Origin of the sequence: Ruminococcus gauvreauii, from assembly GCF_025151995.1 — a bacterium.
GTDB classification, from domain to species: domain Bacteria; phylum Bacillota; class Clostridia; order Lachnospirales; family Lachnospiraceae; genus Ruminococcus_G; species Ruminococcus_G gauvreauii.
The window spans coordinates 2,960,863-2,977,161 of sequence record NZ_CP102290.1 but is presented as its reverse complement, the minus strand read 5'-3'; the positions used below and the strand labels follow the sequence as shown (position 1 = coordinate 2,977,161).

The 16,299-nt window shown below is 50.5% G+C and carries 12 protein-coding genes and 1 riboswitch; all 12 genes read right to left on the bottom strand.

The genetic code is table 11. The annotated features are described in order from the left end of the window. Positions 1-84: 84 nt before the first annotated feature. Positions 85-1,239, bottom strand: coding sequence for a cell division protein FtsZ (gene ftsZ, locus NQ502_RS14130; protein ID WP_341349413.1), 1,155 nt, complete (start codon positions 1,237-1,239; stop codon positions 85-87). A gap of 128 nt (positions 1,240-1,367) precedes the next feature. Beyond that, positions 1,368-2,456 carry a cell division protein FtsQ/DivIB gene (locus NQ502_RS14125; RefSeq protein WP_028528828.1) on the bottom strand — a complete coding sequence of 363 codons (1,089 nt, stop codon included), beginning with the start codon at positions 2,454-2,456 and terminating at the stop codon, positions 1,368-1,370. A 59-nt stretch (positions 2,457-2,515) separates the two neighbouring features. Further along, on the bottom strand, positions 2,516-3,781 hold the full coding sequence (gene murA, locus NQ502_RS14120) for a UDP-N-acetylglucosamine 1-carboxyvinyltransferase (RefSeq protein ID WP_327240948.1): 1,266 nt from the start codon (positions 3,779-3,781) through the stop codon (positions 2,516-2,518). A gap of 47 nt (positions 3,782-3,828) precedes the next feature. Next, on the bottom strand, positions 3,829-4,923 hold the full coding sequence (locus NQ502_RS14115; protein WP_028528826.1) for an FtsW/RodA/SpoVE family cell cycle protein: 1,095 nt from the start codon (positions 4,921-4,923) through the stop codon (positions 3,829-3,831). A 145-nt stretch (positions 4,924-5,068) separates the two neighbouring features. After that, positions 5,069-6,430 carry a UDP-N-acetylmuramoyl-L-alanine--D-glutamate ligase gene (gene murD / locus NQ502_RS14110; protein ID WP_028528825.1) on the bottom strand — a complete coding sequence of 454 codons (1,362 nt, stop codon included), beginning with the start codon at positions 6,428-6,430 and terminating at the stop codon, positions 5,069-5,071. A gap of 12 nt (positions 6,431-6,442) precedes the next feature. Next, a complete protein-coding gene (gene mraY, locus NQ502_RS14105; protein ID WP_028528824.1) occupies positions 6,443-7,399 on the bottom strand; it encodes a phospho-N-acetylmuramoyl-pentapeptide-transferase in 957 nt (318 codons plus the stop codon). A gap of 127 nt (positions 7,400-7,526) precedes the next feature. After that, entirely contained in the window at positions 7,527-9,191 is a 1,665-nt protein-coding gene (locus NQ502_RS14100) for a peptidoglycan D,D-transpeptidase FtsI family protein (RefSeq protein ID WP_407691161.1), read from the bottom strand. 171 nt (positions 9,192-9,362) lie between these two features. Then, complete coding sequence (locus tag NQ502_RS14095; RefSeq protein ID WP_028528822.1) at positions 9,363-10,484, bottom strand: ABC transporter substrate-binding protein; 1,122 nt, start codon at positions 10,482-10,484, stop codon at positions 9,363-9,365. Beyond that, on the bottom strand, positions 10,481-11,572 hold the full coding sequence (locus NQ502_RS14090) for an adenosylcobinamide amidohydrolase (RefSeq protein ID WP_044983289.1): 1,092 nt from the start codon (positions 11,570-11,572) through the stop codon (positions 10,481-10,483). The genes NQ502_RS14095 and NQ502_RS14090 overlap by 4 nt, the downstream gene beginning before the upstream one ends. 8 nt (positions 11,573-11,580) lie before the next feature. Continuing rightward, complete coding sequence (locus tag NQ502_RS14085) at positions 11,581-12,813, bottom strand: ABC transporter ATP-binding protein (RefSeq protein ID WP_049898169.1); 1,233 nt, start codon at positions 12,811-12,813, stop codon at positions 11,581-11,583. A gap of 15 nt (positions 12,814-12,828) precedes the next feature. Next, complete coding sequence (locus NQ502_RS14080) at positions 12,829-13,857, bottom strand: FecCD family ABC transporter permease (protein ID WP_028528821.1); 1,029 nt, start codon at positions 13,855-13,857, stop codon at positions 12,829-12,831. Positions 13,858-13,983: 126 nt separating this feature from the next. Next, positions 13,984-14,112: riboswitch (cobalamin riboswitch) on the bottom strand. Positions 14,113-14,220: 108 nt separating this feature from the next. Next, positions 14,221-16,236, bottom strand: coding sequence for a peptidoglycan D,D-transpeptidase FtsI family protein (locus NQ502_RS14075; RefSeq protein WP_028528820.1), 2,016 nt, complete (start codon positions 16,234-16,236; stop codon positions 14,221-14,223). Positions 16,237-16,299 lie beyond the last annotated feature (63 nt).

Sequence of the window (16,299 nt, the reverse complement as noted above, 5' to 3'; positions counted from 1 at the left end):
CCCATGAGGAGATACAAAACTCAAACGCCCATACAGGCACAGCGCGGGACCGCACTGTACAAATATTCTGTTATCCGCTGATTGCTACTTCCGGTTCTTCAGGAAATCCGGAATCTGAATATCTTTTTTCGGCACATTGCTTGCTGTCGGTGCGGAAGCCTGTGAAGGCATCTGCAGTTTCGGCATTGTGAATCCCTGTGCCTGCGTGAAAGAAGGAATCTCCTGTTTCGTTTCCGCCTTCGGCATACTGAACATACTCTTTCCGCCGACACTCGGCTGTTTGGATGTGGCGTCATCAAGTCCCGTTGCGATCACGGTGATTCTTGCCGTATCCACATCAGAATCATCATACATGGCACCGAAGATAATATTGGTATCCTCACCGGCCAGATCCTGCACGTAGCTGACCGCATCGTTCGCATCCATCAGTGAGATATCACCGGAAATATTGACAATGACATGAGAAGCGCCGTTGATCGTTGTCTCAAGCAGCGGGCTGGCAACAGCCTGCTGTACTGCCTCCAGTGCCTTGTCGTCCCCTTTCGCCTCACCGATACCGATGTGTGCGATACCTTTATCGATCATAACGGTCTGGACATCTGCGAAGTCAAGGTTGATCAGAGCCGGCAGGTTGATCAGGTCTGTAATGCCCTGCACGGCCTGCTGCAGCACCTCATCCGCCTTCTTCAGAGCCTCCGGCATCGTTGTCCGGCGGTCTACGATCTCAAGGAGTTTGTCGTTCGGAATCACGATCAGTGTGTCAACATTCTCTTTTAATTTATCGATTCCCATAAGCGCATTGCTCATACGTGTTTTCGCTTCAAAACGGAACGGCTTCGTCACGACACCGACAGTCAGAATACCCATCTCTTTCGCGAGACCTGCCACAATCGGAGCCGCCCCGGTACCGGTACCGCCGCCCATACCGCAGGTAACAAACACCATATCAGCACCTTCGATCAGTCTGCGAACCTCGTCAACGCTCTCTTCCGCCGCCTTCTGTCCCACCTCAGGCTGTGCGCCGGCACCGAGTCCTTTGGTGACCTTTTCACCGATCTGAAGTACAGTAGGTGCTTTACACAGCGTCAATGCCTGTTTATCTGTATTAATTCCGACGAATTCCACGCCGCCGATCGCTTCATCCACCATGCGGTTTACAGCATTATTTCCTGCCCCACCCACTCCGATCACTATAATCTTTGCAGATGATTCCGCTTCATTTGACATAATCTCTAACAAGGTACTTCCTCCTTTTGCACTTTCGCATATCTTATTCCCCGAAGGGCATTCTTCTTTCTTTCGTTAAGCTACATATAGATATATAATATAATCTCTCGTCCAATTAATCAACCATTTTTTTATTTTTTTTAGTATCCGCTGCCCTTGTCATCACCGTCAGTTTCCATATTCCGGGAATCGGTTTCGCCCGTATCTGATCGATCTGTTTCTGAATCTGTTTCCTCATCACCGGACGCATCTTCCCCGGAGTTCGTTTTCTCATCACCGGATGCGTCTTCCCCGGGTCCCGTTTCCCCGTCACCGGACACGTCTTCTCCGGAGTCCGTTTCCCCGTCACCGGACGCGTCTTCTCCGAAACTCTGACTGTCATCACCGGATGCATCACCTTGGGAATCCTCCTGATCCCGGACGTCTGTATCCTCCTCCGGCACATCCTCCGTAAAGATGATGTTTACCGTATCCTTTGAATAATCCTCCAGATGCAGCACGCCGGATTTTCCTGAAATCTTTGGCAATATCGCAGCCACCCTGGTGATCTTTTCTTCCAGCAGTGTATCCGGCCCCAGTGTTACCCGGATATCTCCATAATGCAGTGTGATATTATAAACATCGTCAAACTCCACACGATCCGGCTGGATCTCGTATTTATCCACAATCCGCGCGATTCCAAGCACCGTGTTGAACACGCTTTCATTTTCCACCGGAAGTTTCTCGTCCATCACCACGTGCCCGAATTTTAAGCCTGTGATAAATGGTATATCCGTGACTGCAGCATGATATGTGGTCTCATTCTCATCCCGGATCTCTTCCGGCTCTACCACATCAGCGTCAGTATCTTCCGCCTGAATGACATCGCTTACCTCTGGAGCCACCTCACTCTCAACCACAATGCCGTCCTTGTCAAAATACATATTGCAGTCGAGGTATCTGACGTAGCCGATGACCTGCTTTTCATTGACATGCAGCCGGAGCTTATGAGAAGATACCATCTCCACCTCTATGGAACTGACAAACGGCATTTTTTCCGTCTGCGTTTTTTTCCTGAATACTGACATCAAAAATGAATTTGCTGCAAATGGTCCTTTTAATACTTCTGCCTGAACATCCTCAGTCGTATATCTGGTATTTCCTACCACTTCAACCTCTTCCACATGAAATACGGCGAGAAAGACGATGACGCCTATGAGCAGGACCAGTAATATCCCACCCAAAATCATGCGAAACAATTTTTTTCCTATTTTTCTTCTATAGCGTGGAGTATTCATCCGTATAATCCTTATTCCCCTGTTAATTCAATCTTTCCCCCAAGCGCCGCCAGGTTTTGGCACAGATTTTCATATCCCCGTTCTATAAAATGAGGATTCTCAATGACCGTCACCCCTGAAGCCGAAAGTCCCGCCAGTACGAGGGCGGCACCGCCTCTCAGTTCTTCAGCAAATACGTGCTGCCCATATAGTTTTCTGCCCCCGAAAATCAGCGCATCCCTGCCGTCTATCAGTATATGCGCCCCCATTCGGTTTAAGAGTGTTACAATCTTAAACCGTTCTTCAAATATCTGTTCCCTGATCAGGCTGTTTCCCGGTATCGTTGCAAGCACGCTCATCAGCAGTGACTGCATATCGGTCGGAAATCCCGGATAGCCCGCGGTCTCTATAAACGGCACCGGAAAACGGATCTGCCGACTGTCCGTTACTAGTTTACCACTGTTCAGATGATATTGTCCACCCATTTTCTCATAGACGGACAGGATTGAGGTAAGTTCCCTGATCGGTGCATTTTCAAGCGTCACCTCTCCGCGTGTGGCTGCGCCTGCAAACAGGTACGTGCCTGCGGCGATACGGTCAGGCGGGATCCGGTACTTTACATCATGCAGCTGTTTCCCTCCGGACACAGTCAGCATATCTGTCCCGCCGCCCCGAATGTCCGCACCCATGGCATTTAAAAAATTGCAGAGATGCAGGATCTCAGGCTCACGTGCACAGTTTCTGAACACGCTGACACCATCTGCCAGCACTGCCGCCAGAATTGCATTTTCCGTAGCCCCGACGCTGGATTTGGAAAAAGTCATATCAACCGGATGGATCTTTGCACAGACTGCATGCAGTATCCCTTCGTTTTCCTCAATTCTGGCCCCCATCTCCTGCAGCAGTTTCAGATGCAGGTCAATCGGCCGTTTCCCGATCGTACACCCTCCCGGATATGAGATTTTGATGCATCCGGTACGCCCCAGCATACTGCCCATCAGCACAATGGAAGATCTCATTCGGTTGGCATATTCTGAGGGCACGTACGTTTTATCAATGTTTGTACAGTCGAGCATCAGTGTATTTCCATCCCAGGCCGTCACGGCACCGAGTTCTTTTAAGATCGCTTCCATGCACAGTACATCTGTGATTTTTGGACAATTATAAAGCGTTGTAATTCCCTGATGCAGAAGCGCGGCCGCCATGACCGGCAGTGCCGCGTTTTTGGATCCCTGTATGTATACAAAACCGGAAAGAGCGCTTCCTCCTTCAATTCGAATACTCTGCAATCGGCACACTCCCCATTTCAGTTATAAATTATTGTATTCAGTCCGCCTCCGATTGGTTACAGAAATTCCTGTTTTTCGTAACGGCTCACGGCGAGCGCAAGCCCCATCTCCCCCAGCAGAAACAACACCGAGGTCCCCCCGTAGCTGACAAAAGGCAGTGTGATTCCAGTATTGGGAATCGTGTTTGTCACCACGGCGATATTTAAAATAACCTGAATTGCCATATGCCCCATGATTCCGGAGGCTATCAGTGATCCCAGCAGATCCGGCGCATGGGTGGCGATCACCATCAGCCGCCAGATCAGAAAACCAAAGATCAGCATCAGAAGTATTGCTCCGATCAGCCCGGTCTCCTCACAGATAATGGAAAATATCATATCATTCTGCGCCTCAGGCACGAAACCCAGCTTCTGCAGACTGCTTCCCAGTCCCTTTCCGAAGATTCCCCCGCTCCCGATCGCATAGAGACCCTGGATTGTCTGGAACCCCTTATCATAGCTCTCCGGATCCCTCCAGACGGCCAGACGTTCCAGACGGTAACTCTCCAGACTCAGAAACACAGTGATAAAGGCGATTCCTGCCCCTCCGATGCCGATAAACTGCATATATTTTGGATTTGATACAAAGATGAGAATGACCCCGATTCCCAGAATGATGATCGCGGTACTCAGGTTATTGGTCCCGACCAGCCCCACAATCGGAAGGACAGCCAGCATGACGCTCGCCATAAACCAGATACTGGTCATCTTTCCTTTATATTTACTGATGTGGTACGCCAGAAACAGAATCACGGCTACTTTCGCGAACTCAGACGGCTGAAACGAAAGAGGTCCCAGCGACAGCCACCGTTTCGAACCGTTGTATTCATCTCCGAACAGCAGAACTGCCAGTGACAGCAATATTGAGATCAGGTAAAGCGGTGTTGCGAACCGTGCAACGATATGATAGTCAATTCCTGCCACCACATAAAGTACAAGAAACCCGAGCGCCGTCGCAAACAACTGCTTTTTAAAGTAATACGCGGGATCATGAAATTTGACGCGTCCGTTGTACGTGCTCGTGCTGTAGAGCAGCACCAGGCCTGTCAGTACGAGCAGTATAACAAGCACCAGCAGCGTAGCATCCAGCTTTTTCTTTTTATTACCTTCCATCGGCCACCGCTTTATCTTTTTCTCTCATTCTATGAATGATTCTGTGAAAATATAATACAGGGACAGGCCAATTCTGATATGAATTGGTCCGCCCCTGTCAATGACAAGCCTGCTGCCTGCAGCTTTTCGGACATGCCGCAGCAGACTACAGCTCATATACGTATTTCTTGAACATGTCTCCGCGCTGCTCATAATTATCAAACTGTCCCCAGCTCGCACATGCCGGCGAGAGCAGCACTGCATCTCCCGGATTTGCCTTCTCCGCACAGATTTTCACCGCTTCTTCCAGTGAGTCCGCCAGAATGGTACTGGTAAAACCGCACGCATGCGCTTCCCGCTCTATCTTTTCCCGCGTCTGTCCGATCAGGACCAGATACCGCACTTTCCCATCAAAGGATTGAATCCATTCCGTGTATTCCGACTGTTTGTCATACCCGCCGCCGATCAGCAGAGTCGGACGTTCCATCGCCTGTATCCCTTTTATGGCTGCATCCGGATTCGTACCCTTGGAGTCATTGTAGTAGACGACACCGTTTTTTTCGGTCACGTACTCGATCCTGTGTTCCACCGCTTTAAAATTTTGAATCGTATTTCGTATACTCTCGATTGGAACCCCGGCGTATAATGCGATCGCAGCCGCAGCCATCACATTCTCATGGTTGTGACGCCCCGGTAGTTTCAGGTCTCTGACCTTCGTGACCATGACCTCATCATTCCCCCTGCGGAACACGATCCCTCCGTCCTTCAGGAAAATCCCCTGCTCCAGTTCCCTGAGACTCGAAAAGAATACCACCTGCATCCGTTCCTTCAGTTCCTCTCCGAACGGCCGGAGAATTTCATCTTCATAGTTGAGGACACAGACATCATTTTTCCCCTGGTTCGCCGTAATCAGTTCTTTGACCCTTATGTACTCTTCCATCGTATGATGGCGGTTCAGATGATCTTCCGTAATATTCAGGACAGCGCTCACCTGAGGTGCAAAATCCTGTATCGTCTCCAGCTGAAAACTGCTGATCTCAGCCACCGTCACCGCATCTTCCGTCATCTTAAGCGCCGCCGATGTGTATGGTGTCCCGATATTCCCCACGACATAGACTTCCGGGAAATAATCCTCCATGATCTTTCCTGTCAATGCTGTTGTCGTCGTCTTCCCGTTCGTACCGGTGATCGCAAGTACCCGTCCTCTGCTCATCTGGTAAGCCAGTTCCACTTCGCCCCAGACCGGAATCTTGTTTTCTCTGATCCGGATCACTTCCGGTATATCTGTCGGAACACCCGGACTCAGAACAGCCAGTTCAACGGAGGCAAGTACTTCATCCGGCAGCTGACCGAGTACGATCTCTGTTTGTTCCGTCTGTTCCAGCCTGTCCAGAATATCCTCCCTGGACGCATTTTCATTTCCATCATAGATCACCGGCACTGCCTGTACCCTGTGCAGAAGATCAGCCGCTCCGATTCCACTGATGCCGGAGCCAAATACCAGCACTCTTTTTCCTGTTAACTTCATTTTCATACTCCTTTATATCGCAAGCAGCGCTATCAGACACAGAATCGCTGTGATGATAGAGAACACTGCTACCACTCTGGTTTCCGACCATCCGCAGAGCTCAAAGTGATGGTGAATCGGCGCCATTTTGAAGATCCTCTTACCGCCTGTCTTTTTAAAATAGGTAACCTGTATCATCACAGAAGCCACCTCCACCAGATAGATCAGCCCTACAATGAGAATAAACAGCGGCATCTGAAGCATATACGCCGTCCCCGCCACGAACCCGCCCAGGGCAAGTGAACCCGTATCCCCCATAAAAACACGCGCCGGAAATACATTGAAGAGCAGAAACCCGAGCAGGCCTCCCACTACGGCACAGGTGATCGGTTCGATACCGCTGTGATTACCGATCGCAACGACGGTAAAGAATGTTGCGACCATTACAGTCACGCTGGATGCCAGCCCGTCCAGTCCATCCGTGAAATTGACGCCGTTCACCGTCCCGATCACCGCAAGGAACATCAGCGGAATGGCCAGCCATCCGATATCCAGGTAGCTGCCGCCCGAAAACGGTACGAGAAGCGTCAGTTTCACATCCGTAAACAGTATCATATATACTGCAAAGACAGCCGTCACGATAATCTGTAAAAACATCTTCTGCATCGGCAGAAGCCCGTCAGAACGCCGCAGAACAACTTTCAGATAATCATCCAGAAACCCGATCAGCCCGAATCCCAGGGTCAAAAATAGGATCGGAATAATATTGGGGTAGTCTCTGACATAAAACAGTGAGGTCACTGTTGTCGCGATCAGAAAGATGAGTCCCCCCATCGTCGGAGTACCCGCCTTCTTTAAATGAGACTTCACGCCATCCTCCCGCTCCGTCTGTCCAACTTTCAATTTTCTCAGAAACGGAATGATGACGGGTGCCAGCACCACGCTGACAACAAACGCAATTATTACCGGAATGACTGCTTTAAAATCCATAATCCACCTCATTACATTCTTTTGTTTATCTCCGCGGGAGCCGAATACCCGGCAGCATACTGCGGGGTATCTGACTCCGGATGCCCGGCGGCATCCTCAAACAGTATAATGCCTTTTCACAGAATAATCAACTGTTTTGGCTGTCTCCGGTCTCCTTTGTGGCGCTTTGTTTTTCTATTTTCAGGTAAGGCAGCACATTCTCAAAAATATCCCGCATAACCGGTGCCGCGATTGTACCGCCGTAATAGACGCCCTGCGGATTGTGAATGATACAGATCCCAAGAACCCTGGGATTCTCTGCAGGCGCAAACCCGAGAAACGAGGAGATATAGATATTGGCACTTCTGGGCAGTGTCTGGGAAGTCGCCGTCTTTCCGCCGATCGTATACCCTTCAATATAGGCATTTTTCCCCGATCCTTCCGATACTACTTTTTCAAGAATATACCGCATTGTCTCCGATGTCTCAGCAGACACGATGTGTTCCTTCGTCTTATACTCCAGTTTCTCGATCAGTACCCCGTCGTCATCCCGCACCTCGACGCCAAAATGCGGGGTCACCCGCGTTCCTCCGTTGACAAGCGAACTTGCCGTCGTCGCCAGCTGGATCGGTGTAATCTGGAAGGACTGGCCGAAGGAGATCGTCGCAAGCTCCACCAAGCCTACATTTTCTTTTTTATGCATGATTGTCGCCGCCTCACCCGGCAGGTCAATTCCGGTTTTTTCAAGAAGTCCAAACTGTTTGAAGTATTTATAGAAATTGTCTACACCGAGACGCAGCCCAACATCGATAAACACGGGATTGCAGGAGTTCTCAGCTGCCTGCAGAAATGTCTCAGCCCCGTGCCCCGTACGCTTGTGACAGTGGATTCTCCTGTCTTCCACAACTCTGAACCCAGGGCAGCTGAACGTATCGTCAAGTGTCACGACCCCCTCTTCCAGTCCCGCCGAAGCCGTGATGATCTTAAACGTGGACCCCGGCTCATACGTATCGTTGATGCATACATTCCGCCACATCTGATTGCGCAGGTCCTGTATCTGTTCTTCACTCTTTCCGGACGTATCGGTGCCCTCAGGCAGTGTGAACGGGTCATTCAGATCAAACTCAGGCACATTTACCATCGCATAGATCTCCCCGTTCTGAGGATTCATCAGCAGGATCGAGACACGGTCAGCCTCCTTTTCCTCCATGACTTTAAGCGCCGCCTGCTGGACGTACTTTTGAATATTATAGTCCATGCTGATATGCAGATTGTATCCGGCAACAGCCTCCACCCTGCTCTCACCGATCTCATCCACCTCCACGCCTCTGGCATCCGTGGTCGTCAGGATCTTGCCGTTGATCCCTTCCAGAACAGAATCATATGCCACCTCCAGCCCGATGATTCCCTGGTTGTCACCTCCCGTAAAGCCGAGCACGCGCGATGCGACTTCGTCATACGGATAAAACCGTTTAAAATCTTCATCCACTTTTACCCCTGCCAGGTTATATTCACGGATCTTGTCTCCGGTTTCCTTCGGCACATTCGTCTTGATCCGTTCAATGGAACTTACCTTCTCCACGCGCTTTGTGGCCTCTTCCTGCGTTAATCCGAGTTCCGTCACCAGCATGCTGATCACTTTGTCTTTTTCCTTGATCTGGCTGTGAATCACGGATATCGTACACACCGCGCGATTATCGGCGAGTACCACCCCCTTGCAATCAATGATTTTGCCCCTCGCCGCTTTAATATCACGTTCGCGCTCATGCAGCTCATCCGCTTTGCGGGCATAGTAATCGGAACGCACGACCATCAGATAGACCAGGCGTCCGGCCAGCCCCAGAAGCATCAGAATACATGCCAGAAATACAATGACTGTTTTCTTCTTGTTATAAGTCTTATTCTTCCGCACAAAAACCTCCGGATACCCCGTTATTTCACTTTATGGGGGACCCGAAGGCTTTAACACATCTTTTTTGTATTTTCAGGAGAACGGAATAAAATACCGGAGTTCGCGATCCGGAAATACATCCGGATGAAACATTGCCGAAAGATCCTGTGCCACCTGATCCGGCTGGTCGGCACTCATCCAGAAGGAATTATCAAGCTGCCAGACCGCTCCATCCTGAACAGCTTTCAGATCCTCCAGTACAGGCGCTTCCGCCAGTACCGACGCCATGTCCGGTGTGAAATCCGGCGTTGTCGAATAGATCAGAATATCTGCATCCTCAGACCGGGCATAGAATTCTTCCAGTGATATCTGCGTATCCGCTGCCTCTATATCTTTAAAAATATAATCGCCGCCGGCATCTTCGATCATATCGGCGATCCAGCCCTCACCGGACGCCACGTATACTACACCGTCAAACAGGCTTCCGTAAGATACCGTGGGTCTGTCCTCACCGGCAATCTTCTCCTTCATCCGTTCAATACTTGCCGCGGCTTCCTGTATCACCGCCTCACCCGTTGTATCTTCGTTATAGAAGGCGGCAATAAATCGAAGCCAGTCCAGCCTGCCCATATAAGTCGTCTCCATATATTCATTATCCACGGCATATGGTATCCCGAGTTCCTCAAACTTCTCAATCACTCCGGTCTGGGGATTGCTTCCCGTATAGACAAATACAAGTTCCGGATCCATGCTCTGTATCAGTTCATAGTCGGGTTCTCCCATATCTCCCCCGACATCCCGGATCTGTCCGTCGTCAAATCTCTGTACGACCTCATCGATCGTCCAGGTCTCTCTGGCTCCGGCCACTCCTGTGATTGACTTCCAGATTTCTTCACTGTCAAGCGCCTGCAGCATACAGACCTGTGTTGTGGACATATACACCACACGCTCCACAGGGGTACGGACCACCATCTCGTCTGCAGCTTCCCCGGGAATCTCAGCCTCCCTTGGTACCAGATACATTTTTCGCCCTTCAGCATCCGTCACCAGCTTAACACCGTCATCGAGATATTCGATCGAAAAATCAGAGGTGTAGGGATCTTCTTTGCCAGTCTGTTCCTGCACGGCATCTTCCTTTTTTTCCTGTTTCCCGCAGCCCGTGATCAAAACAGCCATACACAACGCTGCAAGTACAAAATATCCTGCTTTTTTCATCTAAACTCCTCCCAGATCCTGCTGATCTTTTCTATGATGCCTGTCACATAATGTTCCATCAGACTTTCTCCGCCGTTCTCTGCTCTTTTTTCTTTCTTGCCCGAAAGACCCATATCCAGCCTGTCAAGCAGCTCCTGTGCCGTCTCAAAGGCTTCCCCTGGCTCTATCATTCCCCAGTCCAGCTGATCTGCCAGATGCACATACAGAGACGTATACAGCACACAGGTCCCTTCATCGTCGATTGTCTGCAGGATTCTGTCAAATGATTCCCGGGACATCCCACTCTCCCCGGCTCTGCGCTGATAAGCCCCCCACAGAGAGTTTTCCGTCACTCCAAATCTGCCCAGACGCCTCAGCACCGCATGCTGATGTGCCGGACAAAGACCGGTCTCCAGAAACAGCGCCTCCTTCACAGACTCCAGCACCGCGAGACCGATCAGTTCCCCCAGTTTACTGTGCTTGCCGGCATCGGAAAATGCAATGTCCGCTCCGGGTTCTGTGATGATCACCGCTCCGTCCGTTCCCGAACCGGTGGCGATGCCCGCGGAATAAAGGCTGGGCGCCAGCAGTTCCTGCAGCGCCGCCGCCTTTGCCTCGGTACAGACCATCAGTGCCTGCAGCATGGCGCTGTCACTCAGTCCTGCATTGATATTCAGAAAAATGTTGATCGTGCCTGGCGAAACTTCATCATATCCGCCTTCTGTCTCATACCACGAAGCTGGATCGCCGGCGCGGCCGCCGTTGACATCAACACCCGCCGTCACCAGTGCGGAAACTGTCAGCTCCCTGTAGGTTTTGACTTTTACCACGGTATGTTCCATTGAGGCAGCCGTCCCAAGCCCTGTCGAGCATTCTGCTTTGAGTCCAAGCTCTTCTGCCGCCAGCGCCATATGTTCCGGATACGTGGCCGCACGCAGCCGGCACTCCCCGGTGTCCGCCTCTTTCATATCAAGATTAAACGCCGCCGTGAGATGTTCGCTGAATCCTCCGCCCAGCGGACCGGTGCTCAGTACTCTCCGTTTTCCTGCAAAACGGATCACTGTGGCACTTTGCAGGCTTATCATCTGGTCTGATCCAAACTGTTTCATATCCTCACCTACGCAAATTTCCTGAATGGCTTTTCTGCACTCTGATGTTTCAGGTTTTCCAGTACCTCAGCTATACTGCTGCAGAAAACCAGATCCTTGCATACAGCCGAAAACAGACGGCTGCTCTCTTTTGGATCCCTCATGGACAACACGGTACTGCCGTTTATCACAGCCTGTGTGATCAGCTCCAGATTCCTCCGGTTCATGGACCCGCATGGAAAACCGGAATCGATCACAAAACGGCAGTGTTTCATTCTTTCGGCTGCCTGTCTCAGATGAATCGCGGATACCGGTTCAAATGCCTCCTCCTGCACAACATGAGTACAGATCGCGCGCGCTATCTGGGCATCCACATCGTTCTCATGCAGCACACCGCTCGCAGTTCCGTATCCGCCCCTCTCCAGGCTCCTGTACAGCGGAATCGCAGTACCGCAGCCCGGAACTACAAAGACTTCTTCCTCATAGTTTCCGGTCAGCTCCACGCTTCCAAGCAATTCATTGTACCTGGCACCCTTTACATTGTACAGTTCCTGCAGCGTGCCGCTTCTGATCACATCCTCCGGCGCACCCTGTGCGATCACTTTTCCATCCTTGACCATCAGCAGAGTCTGGCAGCCTTTTGCAGCAAGGTCAATATCATGCAGAGAAAGGATTGCGGTAATCCCGAGCGTACGGCAGAGATTATTTAAAATCTGTATGATTTCAACTTTGTGGTGAATATCCAGATGGCTGGTCGGCTCGTCGAGTATGATCAGTTCCGGCTGCTGCACAAGCGCCCGGGCGATCATCACTTTCTGCTTTTCACCGTCGCTGAGCTCACTGTAATATCGCTCCGCCAGATGCTCTACTCCCACCTGTTCAAACGCCCCGTTGATGACCTCATAGTCTTCCTTTTCCAGCTTTCCCCAGAAATTCGTATGGGGATAGCGTCCCATGGAGACGAGTTCATATACCGTCATCAGCGCAGGGGCGGACTGTTCCGTCAGCACCACCGCCAGCTTTTTTGCGAGTGCATTTTCCCGCAGGCTGCTGATATCTGTCCCGCCAATCTGCACGGTCCCTGAGACGGGCGCAAGCAGGCCTGAAAGCGTACGCAGAATAGTGCTCTTGCCCGCCCCGTTGGGACCGAGGAGGCAGATCATCTGTCCTTTCAATCCTTCCAGATTCACTCCCTCCACCACAGTCTTATTCTCATAGCCTGCATTCACCTGAACTGCATTTACAATCAATTCATTCTTCATCTTATATCAGCCTTTCTATAGTTCCTGACCCTTCTGGCGGATCAGGAGGAATACTACCAGCGGCGCTCCTACGACCGAAGTCAGCGCACTCAAAGGAAGTTCAACCGGGCTGAGCAGCAGCCTGGTACCCAGATCGCAGATTCCTGTCATCAGCGCCCCGCAGATGCAGACAGCCGGCAGCACAACTCTGTTATCGGAAGTCTTAAGGAGCATGCGTACAATATGCGGGACAGCAAGTCCGACAAAAGAAATCGGTCCTGCAAAAGCAGTTACAAGTGCTGTCAGCACACTGGAAATGAACACAATCATAATGCGGAAACGCTGTATTCTCACACCCATCGATTTTGCATAGCGCTCCCCCAGCATCATACTGTTCAATGATTTACCCATGAAGAGAGCTGCAGCCAGAAACGGAATCCCGACCACATAAAGCACGGCTACCTGCTCCCATGTAATTCCGGCAAAGCTTCCGAGTGACCAGCGATAGAAACCCGTCACCTTCTCCTTATCGGCCAGCGCGGAGAGCATGCTGGTCACGGCACTGCAGACAAATCCTGCCATCAGCCCGATGATCAGCAGCGTCGATATACTTTTCACTTTTCTGGAAGCCCAGATGACACAGAGCATGACCGCCATTGCGCCGATAAATGCACCTGCGACCATTCCCATCGGAGGTATGCTTTTCATCCCGAAGCTGAATCCTCCGAGCGTCACAAGTCCGACAAACAGTGTGGAACCCGATGAAATGCCCAGCACATACGGTTCTACGATCGGATTGTTGAAAAACACCTGCAGCAGTACGCCTGCGGCGGCAAGGGCAGCTCCCCCAATGACGGTAGCGAGCGTTCTCGGGAGCCTGATGTTCTGTACAATCGCACGGTTTGTCTCCGCCACATCCGGACTCCCGGTAAAAATCCCCAGGATTTCACTCATGGATATTGACACCGATCCGAGTGCAATATTCAGTAAAAAGACAACCACCGCCGCGGCTGCGAAAATTCCCAGCAGCATTACTCTGCGTGAATGATTCTCATTGGTTTTCAAACTTACTTTCCCTCCTCTTATATCAGAAAAATCCCGTATTGAGGATTTCTTCTCAATACGGGATCGCTATCATCCTTTTACCGTACCTCCTGAATTCGAAGAGTCCTGTACGCCTTATCATACCGTGTGTTCTGACTTATACATCAACATGATTCTCCGCCTTCCCGAATACTCTCAGTGGCCGAACTTTTCGTTCCCGGAAAATCACTCCGTAATTACAGCAGCGCTCCTGTGCGGGATTCTCACCCGTCTTCCTGGCCTGTACGTTCCCAAACGGCCCGCATCAGCCAAAACGGCATCATAGTGTTTTTTATCATTATATTTTCTTGGGCTCAATATGTCAACTGTCGGATTTTTCCGCTGTTAATTCTCCAGTCCTGCCTCTTCATTGGTAACTCCGTCGTCCGTCTGTGTATTTCCGCCTTCAACATCTTCATCGTCCTCCAGCGGCTCCGGAACAGAAGTATCGGAGACACCCTCTGAAGTGCGGTCCTCACCTTCCATATCAAAGATCTCTTCGAGTGAGATGCCATCGTCAGCTGATTCCCCATCCGTTCCTTCATCCGGAAAAATATTCATATAGGGCAGAATCTCCGACATGATATTGTGTGCGAGATACTGCGCATAAGTGCTGATCGACTGAATCTCTACATTCGGTTCGTCCACAACGGTGTATATCACCACCTGCGGATCGTCAAGCGGTGCAAAGCCGACATACGAAATCAGATATTTGCCATTTCCCCGCGGAATCTTCTGAGCCGTACCGGTCTTTCCTCCCATGCTGTATCCATCCACCTTGGCATATTTTCCGGTACCATTGCTTGCGACAACCGCACCCATGTATTCCCTGATATGAGCTGATACTTCTTCAGACACGGTCTGTTTCATAAGTACAGGTTCTACGTTTTTTATGACTGCACCATCGCTGTTGAGAACCTTGCTCACGATATGCGGCTGATAATAATATCCCCCGTTGATCACAGAGCAGATGGCAGCCGTCTCCTGAATCATCGTGCAGGTATATCCCTGCCCGAAAGACGATGTGGCAAGTTCCGTCTGCCCCATCGTATCTGTTGTATGCGTAATACCGGATGCCTCGCCCGGCAGATCGATGCCTGTCCTTAATCCAAAGTTAAAGACATTCTGATAGCGGATGAAATCCTCCACGCCCATCTTCTCCGCCATTTGCATCAGTGCTGAATTGCAGGAATTTTTCATTACCTCCGACAGGGTCTGCGTCTCATGGGCTCCGGGATAGACGGAACATTTGATCGTCTCACCGGCGACCACCTCATATCCCCCGCAGTAAAAGGTATCATCGTAGGAGATGTCCCCGCTCTCAAGAGCTGCCGCCACAGACATCGGTTTCACCGTGGAGCCAGGCTCATACGCATCGCTGATACAGTAGTTTTTCCAGATGCCGTTCAGGTTATCCAGCATGGTCTCATTTGACATTTTGTCAATCTCTTCCTGCGCATAGAATGGGGTCAGATCCCTCGGATTATTGAGATCATAGGGATCCGAACTGCCCATTGCCAGAATTTCTCCTGTATTGGGATTGGCAACCACGACGCCCACATTTTTGGCGCCTTTTGCGCCGTTCGGACCATTTGCAAGCCCATCCATCAGATCCTTAATGTATTTTTCCACCGTTTCCTGAATATTGACGTCAATCGTTGTAACCACACTGTTTCCGCTCTGCGGCTCAATAATTGTCTGTTCCACGTCGGCATCCGAATTAAAGTACCCGTACTGCCTGCCGTTTACCCCGTTCAGCGTACTGGAATAATATCCCTCGATCCCCCAGTCAGCCGTGTTTCCCGAATAGGTGAATCCGATCACGTCACACGCAAGCGAATTCAACGGGTATGTGCGCAGATAATCTTCTTCGAACCATACCCCTTTCACATTCTGGCGCTCGGTGAGCTCATCCTTGGTCATTTCCTTTTCTTCCGTATCACAGTAGTCTTCAAAATCCTTTTTGTCTGTGATGGAAAGTTCTTTTTTCAGAATCTGGTACTGACTGGATTTTGTCTCTTCATCGGTCAGTTTTGCACGGACCATCTCCTCATCGAGTCCCAGAACTTCTACAAGTGCCTTTATGGTCGGTTCCAGATATTTTTCGTTGGAATTGACAACCTTGCAGTCCAGGATCACATTGTATACCTTTTCGCTCGTCGCCAGGATCGTGCCGTTCTTGTCCAGGATATCTCCACGCTTAAACGGTATCACACGGCTGTCATACTGCTGCTGTGACTGCGTAAGTACCTGCTTTTTGTAGCGCTCGCCGCTGGTAGCATTGATATATGTGATTCTGATTGATAAACCTACTAAAGCCAGTATGACCGCCCCAAATGACCATACCAGCTTTTTCCTCATACTGCTATTCAATTTTCGTTCTGTAAACGCTTTGTAAACGCGCCTTGTTTTTCTTGTTCTTTT